We start from the raw sequence: 26,497 nt of genomic DNA, 5'->3' as shown, positions 1-26,497 counted from the left end.
GCGTCCCGGACCACCGGGTCGCGGTCCACCGCGACCCGGTCCTTCGCGACGTAAAAAAGGCTTTTAAAGAACCTGGAAAGAACCGGACCAGAACCCACCCCACCCCGTCTTGACCTGCATCACTCGCGCGAGTGAACTCGGGCAACTGGGCTGGATTCGGGACGGGTTGGCTGGCATATGCTCGCCGCGACAACACCACAGAACGTGACGGCCCCCGGCGAGACGCCAATCTCCACCGAGGGCCTGACCAACACGGAAGAGACCACTTCCTGATGGCTACCCCGCAGGTTATCGCGACCCCTCACGCCCGTTCCGGCGTCCCCGCCGCAGGCGTCCAGCACGTCAACGTCCGCCACACCAACGGCTTCACGGTGATCGGCAACCACCTCGCCCAGCACGCGAAGCTGTCGCTGCTCGCGATCGGGCTCGCCGCGCACATCCAGTCGCTGCCCGCCGGGGCCCGGGTCGGCATCAAGTTCCTCTCCGTGCGCTTCCCGGAGAGCGAGGCCCGAATCGCCGCCGCACTGCGCGAGTTGGAGGCGGCCGGATACCTGCACCGCAGCCGCGTACGCATGGCGGACGGCCGGGTGGTCACCCGTACGACGTCGTACAACCAGCCGCACGCGACCGCTGGGGTCACGCCCGCGCAACCCGCCCCCGCCGCCCCGCGCAGGCAGCCCGCGCCGCCCATCCCGGTCGAGGCACGGCACCGGGCCGCCGCGGACCTCCTCGCCGGACTCCGCCGTCACGCACCCCAACTCACGCTCTCCGCACGGGAGATCAGCGAACTCGCCCCCGCCGTCACCACCTGGCTCGACCGCGACGTACACCCCGCCACCGTGCGGCACGCGCTGACGAGCGACCTCCCGGCCCCCGTCAGGCACCCGGCCGGGCTCATCCGCAACCGCCTGGCCGCGCACCTCCCGCCCCCACTGCCCGACACACCGGAACCGGCCGTCCCCCTCCAGGACTGCGACCGCTGCGACCGCGTCTTCCGCGCCCAGGAACCGGGCCACTGCCGCGACTGCCGCGAGGCGGAGACGTACGAGGCCGCCTAGGAGCGACGCGTCCTACCACCCCGTCGGCAGGCTGCTCAGGAAAGGGGCGAGGCGGTCGGCGATCAGGCGGTCGTCGCGGGCCGAGGTGTGGCCGTCACATCCGAGGAGGTCCAGGCCCGACAGATCGAGGGACCAGTAGTGGACCCCGCTGTCGCCCGCGTCGTTGCGCGCGTCGACCACCTGACGCACGTGCTCGGCGTTCCTGTCGAAGCCGACGGCCACGAGGCTGGTGCCGGGGCCGTAGCGCGTCCGCAGTGTCCGCAGGAACTCGTCGTAGGCGGTGCGGTAGGCGAGTGCGAGGCCGTCGGGCGTCCACGATTCACCGGGGACGAGGTCGGTGAAGTCGTTGGAGCCGAGGTTGACCACCACGATGTGGGGCCGCCACGTCCCCGGGTTCTGCCAGACGTCGCCGTCCACGTTCAGCAGGGCACGGTCGTAGTACGTCCGGTACGTGAGGTCGGGGCAGATGCCCGCGACGTTGCGCACCATGCCGAAGCCGGAGAAGCCGTTGATCTGGTAGTCGGCACCCAGCCGCCGCGCGGTGAGGGCGCCGTGGCTCATGTCGCTGTTGGTGTTCCGCTTCACCTGCTCCGGATCGCAGGCGCCGGAGTGCGGCATATTGCCGTAGCCCACCGTGATGGAGTCCCCGATGAACTCGATCTGCCGGTCCCGGGGCGCCGGCCTGTCCAGCACGGCACCCCCGGGCGCGGCGACGAAGCCTCCGAACGCGCTGGTCGCCCCGGGAGTGTCGTTCCGCTTGACGACCCGGACCGCGTGCTCACCGTCCCGCAGGCCGGAGATCCAGTAGGTGGTGGCACCGGGGGTGACCAGGGTGGCGGCGGTGGCCCCGTCGATCTGGATGTCGTAGTCGGCGGCCGCGCAGTCGAGCACCACCCCGACCCCGGTCCCGCGGAAGCGGCCCTCGAAGTACACCCCCGGCCAGCTGAACCGCAACGTCTCCCCGCAGTCCTCGACCCGCCCTGCGGTGTGCACCTGCTCCGAGACGCGCCGCGCGGCGGCCGACTGCTTCAGGCCCCCTCCCCCGGAAGTCATCCGCTGTCCTCTCCGTCCCTGTCAGGCATCGGTGGATCACCGCCGAACGTCCGTCATCCCAAGGCCGGACGTCAACCGGTTTGAAGGGGAGCACTGCCACGGCACGGCCAGGTCCTGCCCCTGGCGTCGGCGCCACCCGCGCTGTCCGTGCGGTCGCGTACACGCGTGAGCGGGATGGAAACCTCCCGCCCCGGCCGGACGTCTCTGACCATATGGACAGCACACACACGACACCCCGGCGTGAAGCCCTCACCGGCACCGCAGGACTCCTCACGGCGGCACTCGGCGCCCTCGCGGGGCTCGCGGTCTGGCTGCCGTACGGCCGGAGCAGCCTCTCCGGCGCCTTCGAGAGCGAGCGCAACACCGACGTCCTGTTCCTGGGCCTGCCCCTGCTGCTGCTCGGCGGCACCCTGGCGGCCCTGACCGCCTTCGCGGCCGTACGGGGGCGTTGGCGCACCGCGCTCGGGCTCGCGGCAGCCGTCGCGGGACTCGCCGCACTCGGCTACGGCCTCGACGTCCTGGCGGAGCCGCAGGCGGCGAGGGACTGCGGCTCGCCCTGCTGAGGCACTACGCCGGATGCGCCTCCCGCCAGGCCCGCATCGACCGGTCCCACTCGTCCCCCGTCAGCGCCGTGAGCGACGCCGGGAACAGGCCGTCCTCCTCCTTCGCGATGTGGTGGTGCAGCTCGGCCACCGCCTCGCGCAGCCGGGCGACGTCCTCGGCGCGGGTGAGGTCGATCCCCCGGAGGAACGCGCCCAGCTCGCGGTGTTCGCGTACGAGCGCGTCGATGTAGTCCGCGTACTCCGGGTCGGCGCGCATCACGGCGAAGAGCCCTTGCTCCTCGCCCCGCCAGTGCGCCACGAGCTCGCGCTCCATCCGGGCGACCAGCTCAGCGACAACGCCGTGGTCCCCGTCGTCCAGCGCGCGCAGGGCCGCGCCCGCCGCATCCGTGACGGCCTCGTGCTCCGCGATAAACTCCTTGATCAGCGGGATCTCACGGCAGCCGCAGTAGTGGCACATATGCGGCACCTTGCCATATATGGGAGCGGCTACGCGTCGCGCCCGCGCAGCAGCAGGCCGCCCACCAGCAACGCGGTCGCCGCCCATGCCCCGAGCACGCCCAGACCGGCCCAGGGGCCGATGGGCAGCTCGTCAAGATGGACCGTGGCCTGCACCGCGAGGCCCGCGGGCATGGGCGAGAGCTGCTGGAGATGGCGCTGCCACTCCGGGTCGTTGACCACCTGGGCGACGACAGGGAACACGTAGAGCAGCCCGAGCACGATCCCGATGGCGGTCGCCGCCTCCCGTACCGCGGTCGCCACGCCGAGGCCGAGCAGGGCGACGAGGACGAGATAGAGCACCGAGCCCACGGCCGCGCGCAGGGTCGGGCCGTCGGCCAGGGACAACGGGGCGTAGCCGTGCGCCTCGGTGAATCCGCTGCCGGGCAGAACGAGGCGGCCGCCGAGCAGCGAGGCCGCCACGGCAGCCGTCCCAGCGGCCAGGACGACCGCCGTGAGAACCGCCGCCTTGGCCGCGAACACGGTCGTCCGGGCCGGCACCGCCGTGAGCGTCGTGCGGATCATCCCGGTCCCGTACTCCCCGCTGACGGCCAGCACCGCGAGGATGGCGACGACGGCCTGGCCGACGGTGACCCCGGTCAGGGCCAGCCGCACGGCGTCCTGACCGCATCCCGGGTCCGGGCACTTCACGGCCTTCGCGGTGCCGCAGCCCACGGCCGTAGTCAGCGCGACGGCGAGCAGGATCAGCCTGCCCAGGTCACCCGCCGTGCGCAGCTTCGTCCACTCTGCGTGCAGGGCACTCATACGTCCCTCCCCCGCAGCCGCACCGCGGCCAGCCCGTGGGCGAGCGCCGCGTACCCGCACAGCACGGCGAGCCCCGCCCATGGCGCGAGCGGGAAGTACCCGGTCGACGGCTCGTACACACTGAGCACCTGCGCGTACCGCGGCAGCGTCTGCTGCACGGCGAAGCCCGCGGCCGGGGTCACCCGCAACAGCCACTCCGAGACGCCCGGGGGCAGCACGCCGGAACTGGCCAGCAGGAACGGCAGCACGAGCGACGCGACGACCAGCGCGACCGCCGTACCACCGCGCCGCAGCAGCACACCGACGCCCAGAGCGAGCACGGCGGCGGCCGCGCAGAGCAGGCCGGTCCCGACGACGACCCGCACCTCGGTCGCCGACGTGACGGGGAGGACGAGGAAACCCCGGCCGCGCGCACCGCTCGCACCGAGGGGAAGCGCGACCGCTGCGGCCACCACGCCCACCGCGCACGCGACGCCCCCGGCCACCAGCGCCTTGGCGGCGAGCACCCTGCCCCGCAGAGGAGTTGCCGTCATGGTCGTACGCAGCAGACCCCGCCTGTACTCGCCGGTGATGAGGAGCGCGCTCACGGCGATCACCGCGATCAGTCCGGCGAACGTGCCGACGAGGAAGTCCTCGACGGCGAAGCCGACGCCCATCGCGGGTCCACCGACGACCGGCGCGATGTCGCCCGCCCCGGTCACGGTGAACCCACCGCCGGAGGTCCGGGTGAAGCCGCCCTTGAGGGTGTTCGTGTAGCTGCCCGAGGTGCCCGCGTCGCCGCCCACTTGCGTGCCGCGCCACGGGGTCCGAGACCAGTCGCCGGTGAGCTCGGGGCGGCCGAAGGTGCCGGTGGCCACGGCGGGGCTGAAGCCCGCACCGGCCCCGGTGTCCCGCTTGGCCTGCGGTGACGTGGCGAAGAGCCCGGCCCGCACGGTGTGCGCCCGCCCGGGCAGCCTCGCGCGGCCGACCTCGGTCCAGCGGGAGCCGTCGGCGGAGGCGTAACCCGTGAGGCGGTCGCCGGTACGGACCAGGCGCAGCCACCCCTGCGGCGCCCGGGGGCCCGCCGTGTCGTGCGTGTAGTCGTACTGCATGCGGACGCCGTGAGCACCGGTGGCCATGAGCGCCGCGTACGGCGACCCCTGGGACAGGCTCTCCTTCACGATGATCCCGGCCTTCGCCCAGGGCTGGACGCCGCGAGCCGTCTTCCCGGTCCCGGTGTCGGCCGCACCGGTCAGCGACCGCAGGGGGACGGTGAGAGTGCCGTCGCCGGTGAGCGTCCGGTACACGAAGGAGAAGCTGTCGTTGACGGCCTCGCCGCCGGGACCCTTCGGGTACGAGGCGTCGCCGCCGGGGCCGGGGGCGGCCGTGCCGAGCAGACCGACCACGATCGTCGCCAGCAGTGCACCGGCCGTGGTGAGGACCCAGCCCCGCACCGTACGGAACTTCGTCCATTCCGCGTGCAGCGTCGCGAGAAAGCCGGTGCCTCCTGTGCGGATGGCGGTCATCGCGTGCCCTCCCCCGCCGGAACGCCCCGGTACTCCACCGCGTCCCGGGTGAGCTCCATGTACGCCTCCTCCAGCGTCGCCCGGTGCGCGGACACCTGCGAGAACGGCACCCCGGTCCGCGCGAGCAGGGCCACCACCGCCTCGTCGGCCAGGCCCGTGACACCGAGGGCACCGGGGCCGGTGGCGAGCACCGTGGCGCCCGCGCCGCGCAGAACCTCGGCGGCGCGCTCCGGCGCGGAGGTGCGCAGGACGACCCGGTCGCCGGACGCCTCGGCGAGCAGGCCGGAGACGCTGGTGTCCGCGAGGACCCGGCCACGCCCGATCACCACGAGGTGGTCGGCGGAGTCCTCCAGTTCGCCCATCAGGTGGCTGGAGACCAGGACGGCACGCCCCTCCCGGGCCAGCGAAGCCAGGAACCCGCGCATCCACACGATGCCGTCGGGATCGAGGCCGTTGAAGGGCTCGTCCAGCATGACCACCGGCGGATCACCGAGGAGTGCCGCCGCGATGCCCAGGCGCTGGCGCATCCCCAGCGAGAAGCCGCCCGCCCCGCGCCGGGCCGCCGGGCCCAGCCCGGCCTGTTCGACCACCTCGTCCACGCGCCGGGCCGGCAGGCCCTGCGAGTGGGCCAGCCACAGCAGGTGGTTGCGGGCGGTACGGCCCGGCTGCAACGCGGAGGCGTCGAGCAGGGCCCCCAGATGCCGGAGCGGCCGGCGCAGGGTGCGGTACGGCACCCCGCCGACCAGAGCCTCCCCCTCCTCGGCCGCGTCGAGGCCCAGGATGACGCGCATGGTGGTGGACTTGCCCGCGCCGTTCGGCCCGACGAAGCCGGTCACCCGCCCGGGGCGCACCGTGAACGTCATCCCGTCCAGGGCCAGTTTGGGCCCGAATCGTTTGCGCAGACCGATGACCTCGATCGTCGCGCTCGTACTCTCATCACTCATGGCCCCACCCTGGGCGGGACCGCGTCACAGGGGCCGAACGGACGCTGTCATCCCGCTGTTATGCGCCTCGGCCTAACCTGGCCCGTACCGGCCGTGGCGAGAGGGGAGTACGCGGATGACATGGGGTCCTTCCCGACGGCTCGCCCTCCTGCGCCGCACCACCGCCCGCACCCGCTTCACCGCCCTCTACGTGACGCTTTTCCTGGTGTCGGGGACGGCGCTGCTCACCATCGCGGCCGTGGTGGCCTCCGGCGGCTCGCGGGACACCCGGACCGCCCCCGGTGGCGGCACCGGGCAGCCCGCGACGGCGACCCGGGCCCGCGTCGAGGACCTGGAGCGGCAGCTCGCCCAGGCGCACGACACCCAGACCCAGCAGATCCTGATCGGCTGTGCCATCGCCCTCGGCGTCATGATGGTCGTCTCGGCCGGACTCGGCTGGTTCGTCGCCGGCCGGGTGCTGCGTCCGCTGCGCGTGATGACCGCGGCCACCCGCCGGATCACCGCCGACGGCCTGCACGAACGCCTCGCCATGGAGGGGCCCGGCGACGAGGTGAAGGAGCTCGCCGACACGATCGACGATCTCCTCGGCCGCCTGGAGAGCTCCTTCGAGAGCCAGCGCCTCTTCGTCGCGAACGCCTCCCACGAACTGCGCACCCCGCTCACCACGATGCGGGCCTCCCTGGACGTGGCCCTCGCCAAGCCGGGCCCGGTCCCCGGGACCACGGCCACACTGGCCGCCCGGATGCGCGCCGAACTCGACCAGGTGGACCGGCTGCTGGAGAACTTCCTCGTCCTGGCCCGCAGCCGGCAGGGCGAGTTCACCGACACCACACGTCTCGCCCTCGCCCCGCTCGCCCGGGGCGCCCTGGCGGACCGCGCGGACGACATCGCGGCCGGGGGCCTGACCGTGCGCGCGGACCGGGCCGATGCGACCGGGTGGGTGTCCGGCAGCGCAACGCTGCTGCGCCGCGCGGTCGACAACGTGGTCGACAACGCCGTCGTGCACAACGGCCCCGGCGGCTGGATCGGTGTCGCGGTAACGGCCGGGGAGGACGCGGTGTCCCTGGTCGTGGAGTCGGGCGGGCCGGTCCTCGACCAGCGGCGGGTGGCGGACCTCGTCCGGCCCTTCCGGCGGCTGGGCGGCGACCGGACGGGCCCCGGCCGGGGCAGCGGGCTCGGGCTCTCCATCGTCGCGGCCATCGCCCGGGCCCACCACGGCACCCTGGACCTGCGCGCCCGCGACGAAGGCGGACTGCGCGTCACGCTCACCCTGCCCGCCGCGGACACGGAGGCGGCGCCGTGAGGGTCCTGGTCGTCGAGGACGCCCGCGCCCTCGCCGAGGTCGTCGCCGAGGGCCTGCGCGACCAGGGCATGGCCGTGGACGTGGCCCACGACGGGCTCGACGCCGCGGCCAGGCTGGACGTCCACGCGTACGACGTCGTCGTGCTCGACCGGGACCTGCCGGGCATCCACGGCGACACCCTCTGCCGGATGATCACCGAGCGGGACGGCCGTGCGATGGTGCTGATGCTCACGGCCGCCGGCTCCCCCGGGGACCGGGTCAGCGGCCTGACCCTGGGCGCCGACGACTATCTGGGCAAGCCGTTCCACTTCCCCGAGCTCGTCCTGCGCGTCCGGGCACTGGCCCGCCGCCGCCCCGCCGCCCGCTCCCGCACCCTGAGCGCGGCGGGCATCGAGCTCGACCCGACGCACCGGACCGCCGGCCGCGACGGCCGCCGGCTCGACCTCTCCGTCAAGGAGTTCGCGGTCCTCGAAGCGCTCCTGGCCGCCAGCCCGGCCTTCCTCAGTGCGGAGGACCTGCTCGAACAGGTCTGGGACGAGAACGCCGACCCGTTCACCAACACGGTCGCCGTGACCATCAGCCGCCTGCGCCGCAAGCTCGGTGCCCCCGGGGTCATCACCACCACCCCCGGAGTGGGTTACCGGATCGCCGGGCCGCCCACCCTCTGACAGACTCCCGCCATGCGTGTACGTACCACTCAAGCCTGGGACCTGCGTCCCGCCACCGCCTCCGACCTGGACGACATCGTCGAGCTCCGGGCCGTCGTGATGCGCCCCGACCTGGTCCGCCTCGGCCGCTACGACGAACACCGGGTGCGGCAGCGGATGCGTGACTCGTACGTCCCCGAGCACACCTCGGTCGTCGTGGTGGACGGCCGGTTCGCGGGGAGCGTGACGCTGCGGCCGTACGAGGACGGGTGGTGCCTGGAGAGCTTCTTCCTGGACGCGGCGCTTCAGGGGCGCGGCATCGGCTCCGGCGTACTGCGGCGCCTGCTGGAGCGTACGGACGCGGAAGGGGCGCCGGTGCGGCTGAACGTGCTCCGGGGCAGCGCCGCGCGGCGGCTGTACGAGCGGCACGGCTTCGTGACCGAGCGGGAGGACCCGGTGGACGTCTTCATGATCCGGTGGCCGTGAGCACCCGGAACACCGAAGGGCCCCGTCCCACCGCGTGAACGGTGGGACGGGGCCCTTCTTGGTGCTCTGTGCGGAGCTACCAGGTCAGACGCAACAAGTGATTACTTGTTGATCTTGGTGACCTGGCCGGCGCCCACGGTCCGGCCACCCTCACGGATGGCGAACTTCAGGCCCTCCTCCATGGCGACCGGCTGGATCAGCTGGACCGACATGACGGTGTTGTCGCCCGGCATGACCATCTCGGTGCCCTCGGGGAGGGTCACGACGCCGGTCACGTCCGTGGTACGGAAGTAGAACTGCGGGCGGTAGTTGTTGAAGAAGGGGGTGTGACGGCCACCCTCGTCCTTCGACAGGATGTAGGCCTGGGCCTCGAACTCGGTGTGCGGCGTGACCGAACCGGGCTTGATGATGACCTGGCCGCGCTCGACGTCCTCGCGCTTGATGCCACGGAGGAGCAGACCGACGTTCTCACCGGCCTGGCCCTCGTCGAGCAGCTTGCGGAACATCTCGATGCCGGTGACCGTGGTGGTGGTCTTCTCCTGCTTGATGCCCACGATGTCAACGGTCTCGTTGACCTTGAGGACACCACGCTCGATGCGGCCGGTGACGACGGTGCCACGACCGGTGATCGTGAAGACGTCCTCGATCGGCATCAGGAACGGCTTGTCGACGTCGCGCTCGGGCTGCGGGATGTTCTCGTCCACGGCCTTCATCAGGTCGAGAACGGTCTGGCCCCACTCCTTGTCGCCCTCGAGCGCCTTGAGCGCCGAGACCTTGACGACCGGCAGGTCGTCGCCCGGGAACTCGTACTCGGAGAGCAGCTCGCGGACCTCGAGCTCGACGAGCTCCAGGATCTCCTCGTCGTCCACCATGTCGGCCTTGTTCAGGGCGACGACGATGTACGGAACGCCGACCTGGCGGGCCAGGAGCACGTGCTCCTTGGTCTGCGGCATCGGGCCGTCGGTGGCGGCGACCACGAGGATGGCGCCGTCCATCTGCGCGGCACCGGTGATCATGTTCTTGATGTAGTCCGCGTGACCGGGGCAGTCGACGTGCGCGTAGTGACGCGACTCCGTCTGGTACTCGACGTGCGCGATCGAGATGGTGATACCGCGCTGGCGCTCCTCGGGAGCCTTGTCGATCTGGTCGAAGGCCGAGGCCTCGTTCAGGTCCGGGTACGCGTCGTGCAGCACCTTGGTAATGGCGGCCGTGAGGGTCGTCTTACCGTGGTCGATGTGACCGATGGTGCCGATGTTGACGTGCGGCTTAGTCCGCTCGAACTTCGCCTTCGCCACTGGGTCCTCCTGTGGAGTGGTTCTGTACGCCTTGCTTCATCGGCGCCAGGTGATCTTTGCTGGGATGCCGGCCCCCGGGGGCATTCTCCGCGAAGTGTGAACTGCGCGACGAATGCCCCACGGGCTCCGGTGACAAGCCTAAAGCGTGAGCTCGGGAGAGTTACTCGCCCTTGGCCTTCGCGATGATCTCCTCGGCGACGTTCCGCGGAACCTCGGCGTAGGAGTCGAACTGCATCGAGTAGCTTGCGCGACCCGAGGTCTTGCTGCGGAGGTCTCCGACGTAGCCGAACATCTCCGAGAGGGGCACGAGGCCCTTCACGACGCGAGCGCCGCTGCGCTCCTCCATGGCCTGGATCTGGCCACGGCGGGAGTTGAGGTCGCCGATGACATCGCCCATGTAGTCCTCGGGCGTGGTGACCTCGACGGCCATCATCGGCTCAAGGAGCACGGGGGACGCCTTGCGGGCACCCTCCTTGAACGCCTGCGAACCGGCGATCTTGAAGGCGAGCTCCGAGGAGTCGACCTCGTGGTAACCACCGTCGATCAGGGTGACGCGGACGCCCACCATCTCGTAACCGGCCAGGACACCGAACTGCATGGCTTCCTGGGCACCCGCGTCCACCGAGGGGATGTACTCACGGGGGATGCGGCCACCGGTGACCTTGTTGACGAACTCGTACGACGCGTCGCCGCCCTCAAGGGGCTCGATGGCGATCTGCACCTTCGCGAACTGGCCGGTACCACCAGTCTGCTTCTTGTGCGTGTAGTCGATGCGCTCGACGGCCTTGCGGATCGTCTCGCGGTACGCGACCTGGGGCTTGCCGACGTTCGCCTCGACGCGGAACTCGCGCTTCATGCGGTCGACGAGCACCTCGAGGTGAAGCTCGCCCATACCACCGATGATGGTCTGGCCGGTCTCCTCGTCGGAGTGCACCTGGAAGGACGGGTCCTCCTCGGAGAGGCGCTGGATGGCGACACCCAGCTTCTCCTGGTCACCCTTGGACTTGGGCTCGATGGCGACCTGAATGACCGGCGCCGGGAAGTCCATGGACTCCAGGATGACCGGGTTCTTGTCGTCGCACAGCGTCTCACCGGTGGTGGTCTGCTTCAGGCCCATGACGGCGATGATGTCGCCGGCGCCCACCGAGTCGATCTCCTCACGCTTGTTCGCGTGCATGCGGTAGATCTTGCCGATGCGCTCCTTCTTGCCCTTGACGGAGTTCAGCACCGCGGTGCCGGCGTCCAGGCGACCGGAGTAGATCCGGACGAAGGTGAGCTTGCCGAGGTGCGGGTCGCTCGCGATCTTGAACGCCAGAGCCGACAGCGGCTCGTCGTCCGAGGGCTTGCGCTTCACGACGGTCTCGGGGTCCTTGGGGTCGTGGCCCTCGATGGCCTCGACGTCCAGGGGGGAAGGCAGGTAGCGGACGACCGCGTCGAGCAGGGGCTGGACGCCCTTGTTCTTGAACGCGGTGCCACAGAACACCGGGGTGACGGTGACGGAGTCGGCGCCGCCCTTGGAGGCCAGGGTGATGCGACGGATCGCCTCGTGCAGCTGCTCCTGGGTGGGCTCGGTGCCCTCCAGGTACAGCTCCATCATGGCGTCGTCGTTCTCGGCCACGGCCTCAAGCAGCTTGCCGCGCCACTCGTCCGCCTGCTCCTGGAGCTCGGCCGGGATGTCAACGACGTTGTACATCTCGCCCTTGGCGGCCTCTTCGGGGTACACGAAGGCCTTCATCGACACGAGGTCGACGACGCCCGTGAAGTCCGCCTCGGCACCGATCGGCAGCTGCATGACGATCGGGGTCGCGCCGAGGCGGTCCACGATCATGTTGACGCAGCGCAGGAAGTCGGCACCGGTGCGGTCGAGCTTGTTGACGAAGCAGATACGCGGCACGCCGTAGCGGTCCGCCTGACGCCAAACGGTCTCGGACTGCGGCTCGACGCCGGCCACACCGTCGAACACGGTGACGGCGCCGTCGAGGACGCGGAGCGAACGCTCCACCTCGACGGTGAAGTCGACGTGACCCGGGGTGTCGATGATGTTGATGGTGTGGTCAACATCGTTGAGCGGCCAGTGGCAGGTCGTCGCGGCGGACGTGATGGTGATGCCGCGCTCCTGCTCCTGCTCCATCCAGTCCATCGTGGCAGCGCCGTCGTGGACCTCACCGATCTTGTACGAAACGCCGGTGTAGAACAGGATCCGCTCAGTGGTGGTCGTCTTGCCCGCGTCGATGTGGGCCATGATCCCAATGTTGCGGACCTTGGCCAGGTCAAGCGAAGTGGTGGCCATAAGGCTCAGTCTTCTCTCGGTCTCGATGGGGGTAGCGACTACCAGCGGTAGTGCGCGAAGGCCTTGTTGGACTCGGCCATCTTGTGGGTGTCCTCACGCTTCTTGACGGCAGCGCCAAGACCGTTCGAGGCGTCGAGCAGCTCGTTCATGAGCCGCTCGGTCATCGTCTTCTCGCGGCGGGCGCGGGAGTAACCCACGACCCAGCGGAGGGCCAGAGTGGCGGCACGACCGGGCTTGACCTCGATCGGCACCTGGTAGGTGGCGCCACCGACACGGCGGGACTTGACCTCAAGCGAGGGCTTGACGTTCTCCAGCGCGCGCTTCAGCGTGATGACCGGGTCGGCGCCGGTCTTCTCACGAAGACCCTCCATGGCGCCGTACACGATCCGCTCGGCGGTGGAACGCTTGCCGTCGAGCAGGATCTTGTTGATCAGCGACGTGACAAGAGGAGAGTTGTAGACCGGGTCGATGATGACCGGGCGCTTCGGGGCGGGGCCCTTACGAGGCATTCTTACTTCTCCTTCTTGGCGCCGTAGCGGCTGCGGGCCTGCTTGCGGTTCTTGACACCCTGGGTGTCGAGCGAGCCGCGGATGATCTTGTAACGAACACCCGGCAGGTCCTTCACACGGCCACCACGCACGAGCACGATGGAGTGCTCCTGCAGGTTGTGTCCCTCACCCGGGATGTAGGCCGTGACCTCGATGCCCGAGGTCAGACGCACACGCGCGACCTTCCGGAGCGCGGAGTTCGGCTTCTTCGGGGTGGTCGTGAACACACGCGTGCAGACGCCGCGGCGCTGGGGCGAACCCTCGAGTGCGGGCGTCTTGTTCTTCTCGACCTTGTCCTGCCGGCCCTTCCGGACCAGCTGCTGGATCGTAGGCACTACTTCTCCGGTTTCTGTGTGCCGTCGGTGAAACTAACCTGGAACGTCGCCGACCCACGCGGTCGGGTGTGTCGAATCCTGCGAGCCCGTACCGGAACGGCATGAGGAGCACGGATCACGGTGGCCGAAGACAGGCTCGCCATGCGGTTGAGGACACGCACACGAACCCAGGCACACCCCAGGCACAAGGTCTGAGCGTACCTACCTCACGGACCTGGGTCAAAACAAATGCTGTCCAGGCCGGACGGCCGGCCCCCGCGCCCGGCTTGTCCCGACCCGTACGGATGCCCTACGGCCCCCTGAGGGCGCCTCTGAGGCCTCGCCGGCCCCGGACGGGCCCCGGAGGCCGCGACTTCCGCAGCCCACCCTGTGACGTATCACACGCCGGAGGGCGGCCACCCCGCGTACGGGGTGACCGCCCTCCGGTCGTATCAGGCGACTCGCTTACTGGTTGTACGGACCGTAGTCGTAGTCCTCCAGCGGCACGGCCTGGCCGGAGCCCGTGCCGAACGGCGAGTAGTCGATGTCGTCGTAGCCGACGGCCGAGTACATCGCGGCCTTGGCCTCCTCGGTGGGCTCGACCCGGATGTTGCGGTAGCGGGACAGACCCGTACCGGCCGGGATGAGCTTACCGATGATGACGTTCTCCTTGAGGCCGATCAGGGAGTCGGACTTGGCGTTGATCGCCGCGTCCGTCAGGACCCTGGTCGTCTCCTGGAAGGAGGCCGCGGACAGCCACGACTCCGTCGCCAGCGACGCCTTGGTGATACCCATCAGCTGCGGACGGCCGGAGGCGGGGTGACCGCCCTCGGTGACCACGCGACGGTTCTCGGTCTCGAACTTCGAGCGCTCGACGAGCTCGCCCGGCAGCAGCTCAGCGTCACCGGACTCGATGATCGTCACGCGGCGGAGCATCTGCCGGATGATGATCTCGATGTGCTTGTCGTGGATCGACACGCCCTGCGAGTTGTAGACCTTCTGGACCTCGCCGACCAGGTGGACCTGGACCGCGCGCTGGCCGAGGATGCGCAGCACGTCGTGCGGGTTGGTGGCACCCACGGTGAGCTTCTGGCCCACCTCGACGTGGTCGCCCTCGCCCACCAGGAGACGGGCGCGCTTCGAGATCGGGAAGGCGATCTCGTCGCTGCCGTCGTCCGGGGTGACGACGATCTTCTTGGTCTTCTCGGTCTCCTCGATGCGGACACGGCCCGCGGACTCGGAGATCGGGGCGACACCCTTGGGCGTACGCGCCTCGAAGAGCTCGACGACACGCGGCAGACCCTGGGTGATGTCGTCACCGGCCACACCACCGGTGTGGAAGGTACGCATCGTCAGCTGGGTGCCGGGCTCACCGATGGACTGGGCGGCGATGATGCCGACCGCCTCACCGATGTCGACCAGCTTGCCGGTGGCGAGCGAGCGCCCGTAGCAGAAGGCACAGGTGCCGACCGCGGACTCGCAGGTCAGGACCGAGCGGGTCTTGACCTCCTCGACGCCGGCGCCCACCAGGGCGTCGATCAGGACGTCACCGAGGTCGACGTTGGCAGGCGCGATGACCTTGCCGTCCACCACGACGTCCTCGGCGAGCATGCGGGCGTAGACCGAGGTCTCGACGTCGTCCGTCTTGCGGAGGACACCGTCGGCACCCTTGACGGCGATCTTCAGCTTGAGGCCGCGGTCGGTGCCGCAGTCCTCCTCGCGAATGATCACGTCCTGCGAGACGTCCACCAGACGACGGGTCAGGTAACCCGAGTCGGCGGTACGCAGGGCGGTGTCCGCCAGACCCTTACGGGCACCGTGCGTGGAGATGAAGTACTCCAGAACGGTGAGGCCCTCACGGAAGGACGCCTTGATGGGACGCGGGATCGTCTCGTTCTTGGCGTTGGACACCAGACCACGCATACCGGCGATCTGACGCATCTGCATCATGTTTCCTCGGGCACCCGAGTCAACCATCATGAAGATGGGGTTCGTCTTGGGGAAGTTCTCGTTCATGGCCTCGGCAACCTCGTTGGTCGCCTTGGTCCAGATCGCGATGAGCTCCTGCGTGCGCTCGTCCTTGGTGATCAGACCGCGCTCGTACTGCTTCTGGACCTTCTCGTCCTGCTCCTCGTAGCCCTTGACGATGGCCTTCTTGGCCTCGGGCACGACGACGTCGGAGATGGCCACGGTGACGCCCGAACGGGTCGCCCAGTGGAAACCGGCCGCCTTCAGGTTGTCGAGCGTCGCCGCCACGATGACCTTGGGGTAGCGCTCGGCGAGGTCGTTGACGATCTCGGAGAGCTGCTTCTTGCCGACCGAGTAGTCCACGAACGGGTAGTCCTCGGGCAGCAGCTCGTTGAAGAGCGCGCGGCCCAGGCTCGTCCGCAGCCGGAAGGTGTCACCCGGCTGGTACTCGGGCTCGCCCTCCTCGGCGACCGGCGGCACCCAGCCACGCGGCGGGATGGTGCCCACCGGGAAGCGGATGTCGACGGACGACTGGAGCGCCAGCTCGCCGGCGTCGAACGCCATGATCGCCTCGGCCGTGGAGCCGAACGCGCGGCCCTCGCCCTTGGTGTCACGGAGGTCGCCGTCGGTGGTCAGGAAGAACAGACCCAGCACCATGTCCTGGGTCGGCATCGTGACCGGGCGGCCGTCGGCCGGCTTGAGGATGTTGTTCGAGGACAGCATCAGGATGCGGGCCTCGGCCTGCGCCTCCGCGGAGAGCGGCAGGTGCACGGCCATCTGGTCACCGTCGAAGTCCGCGTTGAACGCGGTGCAGACGAGCGGGTGGATCTGGATGGCCTTGCCCTCGACCAGCTGCGGCTCGAAGGCCTGGATGCCGAGGCGGTGCAGCGTGGGCGCACGGTTCAGCAGCACCGGGTGCTCGGCGATGACCTCTTCGAGGACGTCGTACACCACGGTGCGGCCGCGCTCGACCATGCGCTTGGCCGACTTGATGTTCTGCGCGTGGTTCAGGTCGACCAGGCGCTTCATCACGAACGGCTTGAAGAGCTCCAGCGCCATCGCCTTCGGCAGACCGCACTGGTGCAGCTTGAGCTGCGGGCCGACGACGATCACGGAACGCGCGGAGTAGTCCACGCGCTTACCGAGCAGGTTCTGACGGAAACGACCCTGCTTGCCCTTCAGCATGTCGCTGAGGGACTTCAGCGGGCGGTTGCCCGGTCCGGTGACCGGACGGCCGCGACGACCGTTGTCGAAGAGCGCGTCCACGGCCTCCTGGAGCATGCGCTTCTCGTTGTTCACGATGATCTCGGGCGCGCCGAGGTCGAGAAGCCGCTTCAGGCGGTTGTTGCGGTTGATCACGCGGCGGTACAGGTCGTTCAGGTCGGAGGTCGCGAAGCGGCCACCGTCCAGCTGCACCATCGGACGCAGGTCCGGCGGGATGACCGGCACGCAGTCGAGCACCATGCCCTTGGGCTTGTTGCTGGTCTGCAGGAACGCGGAGACGACCTTGAGGCGCTTGAGCGCACGGGTCTTCTTCTGGCCCTTGCCGGTACGGATGATCTCGCGGAGGCGCTCGGCCTCCTCGTCCAGGTCGAAGGACTCCAGGCGCTTCTGCAGCGCGGCGGCGCCCATGCAGCCGTCGAAGTACGTGCCGAAGCGGTCACGCAGCTCGCGGTAGAGCAGCTCGTCGCCCTCCAGGTCCTGGACCTTGAGGTTCTTGAAGCGGCTCCACACCTCGTCGAGGCGGTCGATCTCGCGCTGCGCACGGTCGCGCAGCTGCTTCATCTCGCGCTCGGCACCTTCGCGCACCTTGCGGCGCACGTCGGCCTTGGCGCCCTCGGCCTCCAGCTCGGCCAGGTCGGACTCGAGCTTCTTGGCGCGGTTCTCCAGGTCGGAGTCGCGGCGGTTCTCGATCTGCTGGCGCTCGACGGAGACGTGGGCCTCCAGGGAGGGGAGGTCGCGGGTGCGGCGCTCCTCGTCCACGAACGTGATCATGTACGCGGCGAAGTAGATGACCTTCTCAAGGTCCTTCGGCGCGAGGTCCAGCAGGTAGCCCAGGCGCGACGGGACGCCCTTGAAGTACCAGATGTGGGTGACGGGAGCGGCAAGCTCGATGTGGCCCATGCGCTCACGGCGCACCTTGGCGCGCGTGACCTCGACGCCACAGCGCTCACAGATGATGCCCTTGAAGCGGACACGCTTGTACTTGCCGCAGTAGCACTCCCAGTCCCGGGTCGGACCGAAGATCTTCTCGCAGAAGAGTCCGTCCTTTTCGGGCTTGAGGGTGCGGTAGTTGATGGTCTCCGGCTTCTTGACCTCGCCGTGGGACCAGGTCCGGATGTCGTCCGCGGTGGCAAGGCCGATCCGCAGCTCGTCGAAGAAGTTGACGTCGAGCACTTGTCGTCAATCCCTCTTTCGGGGGTTCGAGCCCCCTCGCTCACGCGAGTAAATCGGGGCACTTCAGCAATGGTCTGAACGGGTCCGGGGAGAGCCGGCCGGATCACGGGGATCCGGCCGGCCAACCCGTCAGACCTCTTCGACGCTGCTCGGCTCGCGCCGGGACAGGTCGATACCGAGCTCCTCCGCCGCGCGGAAGACGTCCTCGTCCGTGTCGCGCATCTCGATGGACATGCCGTCCGAGGACAGCACCTCCACGTTGAGGCAGAGCGACTGCATTTCCTTGATGAGCACCTTGAAGGACTCGGGAATGCCCGGCTCGGGGATGTTCTCGCCCTTGACGATCGCCTCGTAGACCTTCACGCGGCCGGTGACGTCGTCGGACTTGATCGTCAGCAGTTCCTGGAGGGCGTAAGCGGCGCCGTAAGCCTCAAGGGCCCACACCTCCATCTCGCCGAATCGCTGCCCACCGAACTGCGCCTTACCACCCAGCGGCTGCTGCGTGATCATGGAGTACGGGCCGGTCGAGCGGGCGTGGAGCTTGTCGTCGACCAGGTGGTGCAGCTTGAGGATGTACATGTAGCCGACCGAGACCGGGTCCGGGAACGGCTCGCCGGAGCGGCCGTCGAACAGCTTGGCCTTGCCGGAGGGCTGCACCAGACGCATGCCGTCGCGGTTCGGGATCGTGGCCTCGAAGAGACCGGAGATCTCGTCCTCGCGCGCACCGTCGAAGACGGGCGTGGCGACGTTGGTGCCGGGGGCGACCTGGTCGGCGCCGATGGCCTGCAGGCGCTTGGCCCACTCGTCACCGAGGCCGGAGACGTCCCAGCCGCGGCTGGCGAGCCAGCCGAGGTGGATCTCCAGGACCTGTCCCGGGTTCATTCGGGACGGGACACCCAGCGGGTTGAGGATGATGTCGACCGGGGTGCCGTCCTCCAGGAACGGCATGTCCTCGATCGGCAGGATCTTCGAGATGACGCCCTTGTTGCCGTGACGGCCGGCGAGCTTGTCACCGTCGGTGATCTTGCGCTTCTGCGCGACGTAGACGCGGACCAGCTGGTTCACGCCCGGCGGCAGCTCGTCGCCCTCTTCGCGGTCGAAGACGCGGACGCCGATGACCTTGCCGATCTCACCGTGCGGCACCTTCAGCGAGGTGTCGCGGACCTCGCGCGCCTTCTCACCGAAGATCGCGCGGAGCAGGCGCTCCTCGGGGGTCAGCTCGGTCTCACCCTTGGGCGTGACCTTGCCGACGAGGATGTCGCCGGCGACGACCTCGGCACCGATACGGATGATGCCGCGCTCGTCCAGGTCGGCGAGGACCTCCTCGGAGACGTTCGGGATGTCCCGGGTGATCTCCTCGGGGCCGAGCTTGGTGTCACGGGCGTCGACCTCGTGCTCCTCGATGTGGATCGAGGAGAGGACGTCGTCCTGCACGAGGCGCTGCGACAGGATGATCGCGTCCTCGTAGTTGTGACCCTCCCACGGCATGAACGCCACGAGCAGGTTCTTGCCGAGCGCCATCTCACCGAACTCGGTGGCCGGCCCGTCGGCGAGGACCTGGCCCTCGATGACGCGGTCGCCCTCGGAGACGACGACCTTCTGGTTGACCGAGGTGCCCTGGTTGGAGCGCATGAACTTGGCGATGCGGTACGTGGTGTACGTACCGTCGTCGTTCGTGACGGTGATGTAGTCCGCGGAGACCTCCTGGACCACACCGTCCTTCTCGGCCTTCAGCACGTCACCGGCGTCGGTGGCGCAGCGGTACTCCATGCCGGTGCCGACGAGCGGCGCCTCGCTCTTGATGAGCGGAACGGCCTGGCGCATCATGTTCGCGCCCATGAGGGCACGGTTGGCGTCGTCGTGCTCCAGGAAGGGGATCATCGCGGTCGCGACGGACACCATCTGGCGCGGCGAGACGTCCATGTAGTCGACCTCGTCACCGGGGACGTAGTCGACCTCGCCGCCACGGCGGCGGACCAGGACGCGGGGCTCGGTGAAGCGCAGGTCGTCGGAGAGCGTCGCGTTCGCCTGGGCGATGACGAAACGGTCTTCCTCGTCGGCGGTGACGTAGTCGACCTCGTCGGTGACCTGGCCGTCGACCACCTTGCGGTACGGCGTCTCGATGAAGCCGAACGCGTTGACGCGGCCGTACGAGGCGAGCGAACCGATCAGACCGATGTTCGGGCCTTCGGGGGTCTCGATCGGGCACATGCGTCCGTAGTGGGACGGGTGCACGTCTCGGACCTCGAAGCCGGCCCGCTCACGGGAGAGACCACCCGGGCCAAGAGCCGACAGACGGCGCTTGTGGGTGAGACCCGACAGCGGGTTGTTCTGGTCCATGAACTGCGACAGCTGGCTGGTGCCGAAGAACTCCTTGATGGAGGCGACGACCGGCCGGATGTTGATCAGGGTCTGCGGCGTGATCGCCTCGACGTCCTGAGTGGTCATGCGCTCGCGCACGACACGCTCCATACGGGCGAGACCCGTACGGACCTGGTTCTGGATGAGCTCGCCGACGTTGCGCAGGCGGCGGTTGCCGAAGTGGTCGATGTCGTCGGTCTCGACAACGATCGTACGACCGGACTCGCCGACCGTCTCGGTCTCACCGGCGTGCAGCTTGACCAGGTACTTGATGGTCGCGATGACGTCGTCGGTGGTGAGCACGCCGGCGTCCAGCGGCTCGTCGGCGCCGAGCTTCTTGTTCACCTTGTAGCGGCCGACCTTCGCGAGGTCGTAGCGCTTCGGGTTGAAGTAGAGGTTCTCGAGCAGCGTCTGAGCGGCCTCGCGGGTGGGCGGCTCGCCCGGGCGGAGCTTGCGGTAGATGTCGAGCAGCGCGTCGTCCTGGCCCTGGGTGTGGTCCTTCTCCAGGGTGGCGCGCATGGACTCGTACTCGCCGAACTCCTCAAGGATCTGCTCGGTGCTCCAGCCGAGCGCCTTCAGGAGGACGGTGACCGACTGCTTGCGCTTGCGGTCGATGCGGACACCGACCATGTCGCGCTTGTCGATCTCCATCTCCAGCCAGGCACCCCGGGAGGGGATGATCTTGGCGGAGAAGATGTCCTTGTCGGACGTCTTGTCGATCGAGGAGTCGAAGTAGACACCCGGCGAGCGGACCAGCTGCGACACCACGACACGCTCGGTGCCGTTGATGACGAAGGTGCCCTTGTTGGTCATGAGCGGGAAGTCGCCCATGAAGACCGTCTGGGACTTGATCTCGCCGGTCTCGTTGTTGGTGAACTCGGCCGTGACGAAGAGCGGGGCGGCGTACGTGAAGTCGCGCTCCTTGCACTCGTCGATCGAGTTCTTCGGGGGCTCGAAGCGGTGGTCGCGGAACGTGAGCGACATCGACCCGGAGAAGTCCTCGATCGGGGAGATCTCCTCGAAGATCTCCTCCAGGCCGGACTTGGTGGGGACGTCTTGTCCACTGTCCAGAGCAGCCTCGACGCGAGCCTTCCAGGCGGCGTTCCCGAGGAGCCAGTCAAAGCTCTCGGTCTGCAGCGCGAGGAGGTTCGGAACCTCGAGGGGCTCCTTGATCTTTGCAAAAGAGATGCGCAGCGGGGCGGTGCTGGCGCCGTTGTTCGTATTCGCGGTCGAGGCGTTGCGCGAGGCGGCCAAGAGGGGGTCCTTCCGAGGGCTCGGACTCACTACGCGCGTACCGGTCCCAAACTGGACATGAGGGCAGAAAATCCCAGGTCAGGGATGATCGGTCCACGATGCTCAAGATGGGTATGCCCCTGGTGACGGGCAGGAGGCAGCTAACAGGCAGCGCAAAGGGTCAGTGTAGCCAAGTGCCACACTGATGTCCAGTCGGGGTTTTCAGAGACCCACGTTGCTCTCAACAGCTCTTCTCAACACCTATGTCCAGCCCTGCGCGGGGTGCGCCCTTCTTTACTGCCCGCTTCGCCACCGATCCATGCCTCGGATTCGGATCGATTCGGCGACGCGCCTTGAGAATTGCGCGCCGCGTGCGGTTCGTCAAGGGCCCCCTCGGCCCCGGCCGCCCTCGGACCCGCGAGAGGCGCACGGCGAAGATCACCATACTCGTCAACGCGGGAAGGGCAAGGCACCCGCCTCCGGTACGCCGAAAGGCGACCACCCGGACGGGTGATCGCCTTTCGCGATGTGACTCCGCGCCTCGCGGCACGGTGGTCCTGAGGAGTCAGAGGACTCCTCGGGTCACTTGACCTCGACGGAGGCGCCGGCGCCCTTGAGGGACTCGGCAGCCTTGTCCGCGGCGTCCTTCGCGACCTTCTCGAGGACGGGCTTCGGGGCGCCGTCGACGAGGTCCTTGGCCTCCTTCAGGCCGAGGGAGGTCAGCTCGCGCACGACCTTGATGACCTGGATCTTCTTGTCACCGGCGGCGGTGAGAATGACGTCGAACTCGTCCTTCTCGTCCTCGACCGGGGCGGCCGGGCCGGCCTGGCCCGGGCCCGCGACGGCGACGGCCGCGGCGGCGGTGACGTCGAACTTCTCCTCGAAGGCCTTCACGAACTCGGCGAGCTCGATGAGGGTGAGCTCCTCGAACTGAGCGAGCAGGTCTTCCTGGGACAGCTTCGCCATGACAGGCGTCCTTCCACTATTCGGCAGGTGCCGGATGTATGTGTCGGCGGGCGTACACGGTGCCCGCTGGACCGCTGAGCGTGATTACTCGGCGGCCTCGGCGGGAGCCGGCGTACCGGCACCGCCCTGCTCCTCCAGCTTGACGCGAAGCGCTTCCGCGGTGCGGACGAACTTCGACGGCAGCGCCTGGAAGAGCTGCGCAGCCTGAGTCTGCTTGCCCTTCATGGCACCGGCCAGCTTGGCGAGCAGAACCTCGCGGGACTCGAGGTCCGCGAGCTGCTTGATGTCATCGGCGGACAGCGCCTTGCCGTCAAGGACACCGCCCTTGATGATCAGGTTCGGGTTGTCCTTGGCGAAGTCACGAAGACCCTTCGCCGACTCCACCGGGTCACCGGTGACGAAGGCAACCGCCGTCGGACCTGCGAACAGGTCGTCCAGCGTGTCGATCCCGGCCTCGTTGGCCGCAATCTTGGTCAGCGTGTTCTTCACCACGGCGTACTGGGCGTTCTCACCGAGCGAGCGGCGCAGCTGCTTGAGCTGAGCCACGGTGAGACCCCGGTACTCGGTCAGCACGGCGGCGTTCGAGCTGCGGAACTGGTCCGCGAGCTCGGCTACCGCAGCAGCCTTGTCGGGCCTAGCCATAGCGTCGGCCTCCTTCCGGGTGATGAGGACCGCTCGAAAGGGACCGGAAAGACGAAACGCCCCGGCGCAGGCGCCAGGGCGTAGCTCGACCGGAACGAAGTCCGGGAGCTCTCCACAGTCACCTGCGCAGGTCGTCCGCATCAACGGAGCCTTCGGTTGCCCGAACCCCGGAGGGATTCAGAACAACGACCAGCGGTCTTTGGCTTCTAAAGGAGAGTACGCGACTCAGGTCGCGCAATACAAATCCGTCCCGCTTCGGGTGGTCCCGGGAGGTTTTAACTCCCCGGAACCGGGCTAGGAAGCCGCTCCCGCGGTGCCTCCCTGCTGCCGCTTCAGCATCTCGGCGAAGTCGATCGTCTCGGCGGCCGGCGGGCGCTCGACCGACACCTTCGTGCCGTAGTCGCTGTAGAACACCGTGGAGTTCAGCTCGCCGGTCTTCATCTCGCCGCGCTCGGTCTTCTTCACCAGCAGGTCGTTCTTGTCGACCCAGATGTCGATGGTCTCCGTGGTGATCCCGGCGTCCGCCAGCTGCTTCTTGAGGGCCGCCACCTCGTCGGCGTCGAGGTTGCTGCTCTTGGCGGTCAGATCGGCGACGTCGACCGTGCCCGAGTAGTGCGTGGCGCTGACACCGCGCACGTCCTCCTGGCCGACCTTCTTGACGTCACCGGAGGCCAGCAGCGACTTCACCCCCTGCTCGGGGGTGCTGTTCTGCATCTGGTCCTTCATCACCTCGCCCGAGGCTCCGGCCATCTTGGCGAGGTCGTCGTAGCTGTAGCTGATCCAGCGCTTGCCGCCGGTCTGCTGGGCCAGGACCTCGCCCATGTCGGCCGCGTACCCGTCCTTGAAGTAACGGGCCTCCATCGTGCCGCTGCCACCGGCCTGCTTCAGCGTGTCGGCCATGGTGCCGGCCGTGTACGTGATCTTCATGGTGCCGGTGATCCCGTCGGACCAGTCCATGACACCCGTCTGCTTCATGGACATCGCGCTGCCCATGGTGGTGTCGCCCTCGACCCGCGCCGAGTGCGCCTGGCCGGTCTTCTTCTGTACGGCGACCAGCGCGGCTATCGGGTCGACCTTCACCACGGAGCCGCCGCGGCTCTCCGTCTTGCCCGAGCCCTTGCTCGTACCCCCGTCGTCCGATCCCCCACAGGCCGCGACCGAGGTCAGCGCCGCCGCCACAGCGACCGACAGACCCACGCGCCGTACGGTATTGGTCACCATCTGAGATTCCACCCCTCGTCCGACTCTCGGTCACCCACGCTAACGCAGGGGTCCGACAGTCATGTCCACGTACGAATGAGGACGAGCCCCGCACCTCGAAAGGTTGCGGGGCCCGTCCCATGTCACACGTGACGCGGCGGTCGTACGAGCGCGGAGGCTCAGACGGCGGCCGGGTCCTCCTCCACGAGGAGGTTACGGGTGCGGTTGGAGTCCAGCGGGATGCCGGGGCCCATCGTGGTCGCCAGGGCGGCCTTCTTGATGTAGCGGCCCTTCGCCGCGGACGGCTTCAGGCGGAGGACCTCCTCCAGCGCCGCTGCGTAGTTCTCCACCAGCTTGGTGTCGTCGAAGGACACCTTGCCGATGATGAAGTGCAGGTTGGAGTGCTTGTCGACGCGGAACTCGATCTTGCCGCCCTTGATGTCGTTGACAGCCTTCGCGACATCGGGGGTGACCGTACCGGTCTTCGGGTTCGGCATCAGACCACGCGGACCGAGCACGCGGCCGAGGCGGCCGACCTTGCCCATGAGGTCCGGGGTCGCGACGACGGCGTCGAAGTCCAGACGGCCCTTCGCCACCTCGTCAATGAGCTCGTCGGAGCCGACGATGTCGGCGCCGGCGGCTTCCGCGGCCGCAGCACGGTCACCGGTCGCGAAGACCAGGACCCGGGCGGTCTTGCCGGTGCCGTGCGGGAGGTTCACGGTGCCGCGGACCATCTGGTCGGCCTTGCGCGGGTCAACACCCAGGCGGAAGGCGACCTCGACGGTGCCGTCGAACTTCGTGGTGGCGGTCTCCTTGGCGAGACGGACGGCCTCAAGCGGGGCGTACAGGCGCTCCCGGTCGATCTTGGCGTCCGCAGCGCGGAGGTTCTTGCTGCGCTTCACTTCTACTCCTGATGGTTTTCAGAGTGTGGAGTCGTGGTGCGGACCAGCGCCGGTCCTACCACTGAGGGCGTGGGGCTGAATCAGCCTTCGACCGTGATGCCCATGGAACGGGCGGTGCCAGCGATGATCTTCGACGCGGCGTCGAGGTCGTTGGCGTTCAGGTCGGGGAGCTTCGTCGTGGCGATCTCGCGGACCTGGGCAGCCGTCAGCTTGGCGACCTTGGTCTTGTGCGGCTCGCCGGAGCCCTTCTCCACACCCGCGGCCTTGAGGATCAGCTTGGCGGCCGGCGGAGTCTTGGTGATGAAGGTGAAGGAGCGGTCCTCGTAGACCGTGATCTCCACCGGCACGACCATGCCACGCTGCGACTCGGTCGCGGCGTTGTAGGCCTTGCAGAACTCCATGATGTTGACGCCGTGCTGACCCAGTGCGGGGCCGACCGGCGGGGCCGGGTTGGCCGCACCGGCGTTGATCTGGAGCTTGATAAGCCCCGTGACCTTCTTCTTCTTGGGAGGCATGTGCTCTCTCCGGGTCCTAGTGAGAGTTTTCGCCGTCATCCGGTCATCCGGATGCAGGCATACCGCACAACGATAACGGGTATAGCCGTGCGACCAAAAACCAAGCAGGTCAGACCGGCTGCGAGAGCCTGTCTGACCTGCTCGGTAGGCATGTGTCCAGAAGCGGGCGGAAAGCTCAGTTCTTCTGGATCTGGTCGAAGCTCAGCTCGACCGGGGTCTCGCGACCGAAGATCTCGACCAGGCCCTTGACCTTCTTCGAGTCGGCGTTGATCTCGTTGATCGTCGCCTGCAGCGTCGCGAACGGGCCGTCGGTGACGGTGACCGAGTCGCCGACCTCGAAGTCCAGCACCTGGACCTCGACCTTGCGGGCCGGAGCCGGCTTGCCCTCGGCCTCGGCGGCCTCGCGGGCGGCCTTCTCCTCGGCCTCCGGAGCGAGCATCTTGACGATCTCGTCCAGCGTCAGCGGGTACGGGTCGTAGGCGTTGCCCACGAAGCCGGTGACACCGGGGGTGTTGCGGACGACGCCCCAGGACTCGTTCGTCAGGTCCATGCGCACCAGGACGTAACCCGGGAGCTTGTTCTGACGGACGTTCTTGCGCTCGCCGTTCTTGATCTGGACGATTTCCTCCTCAGGCACCTCGGCCTGATAGATGAACTCCTCCACGTTCAGCGAGACGGCGCGCTGCTCCAGGTTGGCCTTCACACGCTTCTCGTAACCGGCGTACGTGTGGATGACGTACCACTCGCCCGGCAGCCCGCGGAGTTCCTCGCGCAGGGCCGTGACGGGGTCGACGGGCTCGGCCGGCTCGGCCTCCTCCTCGTCGGCCGCGTCCGCGGTCTCCTCCGCGGGCTCCTCGGCGGTGTCCTCGGACGCCTCGTCGGCGTCGGCGGCCTCGGCCTGGTCCGACTCCTCGGCGTCCGCCGCCTCGACGATGTCGAGCTCGTCCTCGGCGGACTCGAAGGCGCCCGCCGTCGGCTCGACGGCGTCGTTCAGGTTCGGGTCAGACACGGTGGCTTCTTCCTGGATACATATGGGTGGAACATGCG

At 68.6% G+C, this 26,497-nt stretch carries 22 protein-coding genes; 5 read left to right on the top strand and 17 right to left on the bottom strand.

Annotation, left to right across the window (positions count from 1 at the left end; all coding sequences use genetic code 11):
* Window positions 1-272 precede the first annotated feature (272 nt).
* Window positions 273-1,058: a helix-turn-helix domain-containing protein gene (locus ACZ6C6_RS17255; RefSeq protein WP_469203567.1), complete on the top strand. Its 786-nt coding sequence runs from the start codon at window positions 273-275 to the stop codon at window positions 1,056-1,058.
* Window positions 1,059-1,070: 12 nt separating this feature from the next.
* On the opposite strand, the gene ACZ6C6_RS17250 is transcribed toward ACZ6C6_RS17255, so the two are convergent.
* The gene (locus tag ACZ6C6_RS17250; protein WP_469203564.1) at window positions 1,071-2,111 is read right to left on the bottom strand and encodes an SGNH/GDSL hydrolase family protein; all 1,041 of its coding nucleotides are present in this window, start codon (window positions 2,109-2,111) and stop codon (window positions 1,071-1,073) included.
* Window positions 2,112-2,323: 212 nt separating this feature from the next.
* Here ACZ6C6_RS17250 and ACZ6C6_RS17245 point away from each other — a divergent pair, with 212 nt between their 5' ends.
* Complete coding sequence (locus tag ACZ6C6_RS17245) at window positions 2,324-2,674, top strand: hypothetical protein (RefSeq protein ID WP_469203562.1); 351 nt, start codon at window positions 2,324-2,326, stop codon at window positions 2,672-2,674.
* A gap of 4 nt (window positions 2,675-2,678) precedes the next feature.
* Here ACZ6C6_RS17245 and ACZ6C6_RS17240 read toward each other — a convergent pair whose 3' ends face one another.
* The 4 genes from ACZ6C6_RS17240 to ACZ6C6_RS17225 are packed head-to-tail and all read right to left on the bottom strand — an operon-like array spanning window position 2,679 to window position 6,383.
* Window positions 2,679-3,131: a hemerythrin domain-containing protein gene (locus ACZ6C6_RS17240; RefSeq protein WP_469203560.1), complete on the bottom strand. Its 453-nt coding sequence runs from the start codon at window positions 3,129-3,131 to the stop codon at window positions 2,679-2,681.
* A 29-nt stretch (window positions 3,132-3,160) separates the two neighbouring features.
* Window positions 3,161-3,934, bottom strand: a complete 774-nt coding sequence (locus ACZ6C6_RS17235) for an ABC transporter permease (protein WP_469203558.1) — start codon at window positions 3,932-3,934, stop codon at window positions 3,161-3,163.
* Window positions 3,931-5,439 carry a DUF1349 domain-containing protein gene (locus tag ACZ6C6_RS17230; RefSeq protein WP_469203556.1) on the bottom strand — a complete coding sequence of 503 codons (1,509 nt, stop codon included), beginning with the start codon at window positions 5,437-5,439 and terminating at the stop codon, window positions 3,931-3,933. Before ACZ6C6_RS17230 ends, ACZ6C6_RS17235 begins: the two co-directional genes overlap by 4 nt.
* Complete coding sequence (locus ACZ6C6_RS17225; RefSeq protein WP_469203554.1) at window positions 5,436-6,383, bottom strand: ABC transporter ATP-binding protein; 948 nt, start codon at window positions 6,381-6,383, stop codon at window positions 5,436-5,438. Before ACZ6C6_RS17225 ends, ACZ6C6_RS17230 begins: the two co-directional genes overlap by 4 nt.
* Before the next feature lie 115 nt (window positions 6,384-6,498).
* Here ACZ6C6_RS17225 and ACZ6C6_RS17220 point away from each other — a divergent pair, with 115 nt between their 5' ends.
* The 3 genes from ACZ6C6_RS17220 to ACZ6C6_RS17210 are packed head-to-tail and all read left to right on the top strand — an operon-like array spanning window position 6,499 to window position 8,819.
* Window positions 6,499-7,686 carry a sensor histidine kinase gene (locus ACZ6C6_RS17220; RefSeq protein WP_469203552.1) on the top strand — a complete coding sequence of 396 codons (1,188 nt, stop codon included), beginning with the start codon at window positions 6,499-6,501 and terminating at the stop codon, window positions 7,684-7,686.
* Window positions 7,683-8,354: a response regulator transcription factor gene (locus ACZ6C6_RS17215; RefSeq protein WP_469203550.1), complete on the top strand. Its 672-nt coding sequence runs from the start codon at window positions 7,683-7,685 to the stop codon at window positions 8,352-8,354. Before ACZ6C6_RS17220 ends, ACZ6C6_RS17215 begins: the two co-directional genes overlap by 4 nt.
* A 12-nt stretch (window positions 8,355-8,366) precedes the next feature.
* A complete protein-coding gene (locus ACZ6C6_RS17210) occupies window positions 8,367-8,819 on the top strand; it encodes a GNAT family N-acetyltransferase (RefSeq protein ID WP_469203548.1) in 453 nt (150 codons plus the stop codon).
* 101 nt (window positions 8,820-8,920) lie between these two features.
* Here ACZ6C6_RS17210 and tuf read toward each other — a convergent pair whose 3' ends face one another.
* The 12 genes from tuf to nusG form a co-directional block, all read right to left on the bottom strand.
* Window positions 8,921-10,114 carry an elongation factor Tu gene (gene tuf, locus ACZ6C6_RS17205; protein ID WP_093707149.1) on the bottom strand — a complete coding sequence of 398 codons (1,194 nt, stop codon included), beginning with the start codon at window positions 10,112-10,114 and terminating at the stop codon, window positions 8,921-8,923.
* Between the two features lie 160 nt (window positions 10,115-10,274).
* Window positions 10,275-12,404, bottom strand: a complete 2,130-nt coding sequence (fusA, locus tag ACZ6C6_RS17200; protein WP_164398913.1) for an elongation factor G — start codon at window positions 12,402-12,404, stop codon at window positions 10,275-10,277.
* A gap of 38 nt (window positions 12,405-12,442) precedes the next feature.
* The gene (gene rpsG / locus ACZ6C6_RS17195; protein ID WP_073964452.1) at window positions 12,443-12,913 is read right to left on the bottom strand and encodes a 30S ribosomal protein S7; all 471 of its coding nucleotides are present in this window, start codon (window positions 12,911-12,913) and stop codon (window positions 12,443-12,445) included.
* Between the two features lie 2 nt (window positions 12,914-12,915).
* Window positions 12,916-13,287, bottom strand: a complete 372-nt coding sequence (gene rpsL, locus ACZ6C6_RS17190) for a 30S ribosomal protein S12 (protein WP_003948652.1) — start codon at window positions 13,285-13,287, stop codon at window positions 12,916-12,918.
* Between the two features lie 444 nt (window positions 13,288-13,731).
* Complete coding sequence (locus tag ACZ6C6_RS17185) at window positions 13,732-17,631, bottom strand: DNA-directed RNA polymerase subunit beta' (RefSeq protein WP_073964459.1); 3,900 nt, start codon at window positions 17,629-17,631, stop codon at window positions 13,732-13,734.
* A 129-nt stretch (window positions 17,632-17,760) separates the two neighbouring features.
* A complete protein-coding gene (rpoB, locus tag ACZ6C6_RS17180) occupies window positions 17,761-21,246 on the bottom strand; it encodes a DNA-directed RNA polymerase subunit beta (protein ID WP_425816255.1) in 3,486 nt (1,161 codons plus the stop codon).
* A gap of 561 nt (window positions 21,247-21,807) precedes the next feature.
* Window positions 21,808-22,191, bottom strand: a complete 384-nt coding sequence (rplL, locus tag ACZ6C6_RS17175; protein ID WP_164640338.1) for a 50S ribosomal protein L7/L12 — start codon at window positions 22,189-22,191, stop codon at window positions 21,808-21,810.
* An 84-nt stretch (window positions 22,192-22,275) separates the two neighbouring features.
* The gene (gene rplJ, locus ACZ6C6_RS17170; protein WP_018101258.1) at window positions 22,276-22,833 is read right to left on the bottom strand and encodes a 50S ribosomal protein L10; all 558 of its coding nucleotides are present in this window, start codon (window positions 22,831-22,833) and stop codon (window positions 22,276-22,278) included.
* 294 nt (window positions 22,834-23,127) lie between these two features.
* Entirely contained in the window at window positions 23,128-24,054 is a 927-nt protein-coding gene (locus ACZ6C6_RS17165; protein ID WP_469203543.1) for an SCO4651 family lipoprotein, read from the bottom strand.
* Between the two features lie 158 nt (window positions 24,055-24,212).
* Window positions 24,213-24,935, bottom strand: a complete 723-nt coding sequence (rplA, locus tag ACZ6C6_RS17160; RefSeq protein WP_469203541.1) for a 50S ribosomal protein L1 — start codon at window positions 24,933-24,935, stop codon at window positions 24,213-24,215.
* 80 nt (window positions 24,936-25,015) lie between these two features.
* A complete protein-coding gene (rplK, locus tag ACZ6C6_RS17155; RefSeq protein ID WP_018101261.1) occupies window positions 25,016-25,450 on the bottom strand; it encodes a 50S ribosomal protein L11 in 435 nt (144 codons plus the stop codon).
* Between the two features lie 175 nt (window positions 25,451-25,625).
* A complete protein-coding gene (gene nusG / locus ACZ6C6_RS17150) occupies window positions 25,626-26,459 on the bottom strand; it encodes a transcription termination/antitermination protein NusG (protein ID WP_469203539.1) in 834 nt (277 codons plus the stop codon).
* Window positions 26,460-26,497: the final 38 nt, after the last annotated feature.

The sequence above is a fragment of the Streptomyces sp. NPDC041814 genome, assembly GCF_055590565.1.
Note: the sequence above shows the minus strand (reverse complement) of the source record. Positions and strands in the feature narration are given on the sequence as shown.

Excerpts from the sequence above, each read along its gene's own strand:
- ACZ6C6_RS17240 (WP_469203560.1), bottom strand. The coding sequence starts at position 3,131 with ATGTGCCACTACTGCGGCTGCCGTGAGATCCCGCTGATCAAGGAGTTT.
- ACZ6C6_RS17255 (WP_469203567.1), top strand. The coding sequence starts at position 273 with ATGGCTACCCCGCAGGTTATCGCGACCCCTCACGCCCGTTCCGGCGTC.
- ACZ6C6_RS17230 (WP_469203556.1), bottom strand. The coding sequence starts at position 5,439 with ATGACCGCCATCCGCACAGGAGGCACCGGCTTTCTCGCGACGCTGCAC.
- ACZ6C6_RS17165 (WP_469203543.1), bottom strand. The coding sequence starts at position 24,054 with ATGGTGACCAATACCGTACGGCGCGTGGGTCTGTCGGTCGCTGTGGCG.
- ACZ6C6_RS17220 (WP_469203552.1), top strand. The coding sequence starts at position 6,499 with ATGACATGGGGTCCTTCCCGACGGCTCGCCCTCCTGCGCCGCACCACC.
- rplK (WP_018101261.1), bottom strand. The coding sequence starts at position 25,450 with ATGCCTCCCAAGAAGAAGAAGGTCACGGGGCTTATCAAGCTCCAGATC.
- ACZ6C6_RS17245 (WP_469203562.1), top strand. The coding sequence starts at position 2,324 with ATGGACAGCACACACACGACACCCCGGCGTGAAGCCCTCACCGGCACC.
- ACZ6C6_RS17225 (WP_469203554.1), bottom strand. The coding sequence starts at position 6,383 with ATGAGTGATGAGAGTACGAGCGCGACGATCGAGGTCATCGGTCTGCGC.
- rpsG (WP_073964452.1), bottom strand. The coding sequence starts at position 12,913 with ATGCCTCGTAAGGGCCCCGCCCCGAAGCGCCCGGTCATCATCGACCCG.
- ACZ6C6_RS17235 (WP_469203558.1), bottom strand. The coding sequence starts at position 3,934 with ATGAGTGCCCTGCACGCAGAGTGGACGAAGCTGCGCACGGCGGGTGAC.
- fusA (WP_164398913.1), bottom strand. The coding sequence starts at position 12,404 with ATGGCCACCACTTCGCTTGACCTGGCCAAGGTCCGCAACATTGGGATC.
- rplJ (WP_018101258.1), bottom strand. The coding sequence starts at position 22,833 with ATGGCTAGGCCCGACAAGGCTGCTGCGGTAGCCGAGCTCGCGGACCAG.
- rplL (WP_164640338.1), bottom strand. The coding sequence starts at position 22,191 with ATGGCGAAGCTGTCCCAGGAAGACCTGCTCGCTCAGTTCGAGGAGCTC.
- ACZ6C6_RS17210 (WP_469203548.1), top strand. The coding sequence starts at position 8,367 with ATGCGTGTACGTACCACTCAAGCCTGGGACCTGCGTCCCGCCACCGCC.
- ACZ6C6_RS17250 (WP_469203564.1), bottom strand. The coding sequence starts at position 2,111 with ATGACTTCCGGGGGAGGGGGCCTGAAGCAGTCGGCCGCCGCGCGGCGC.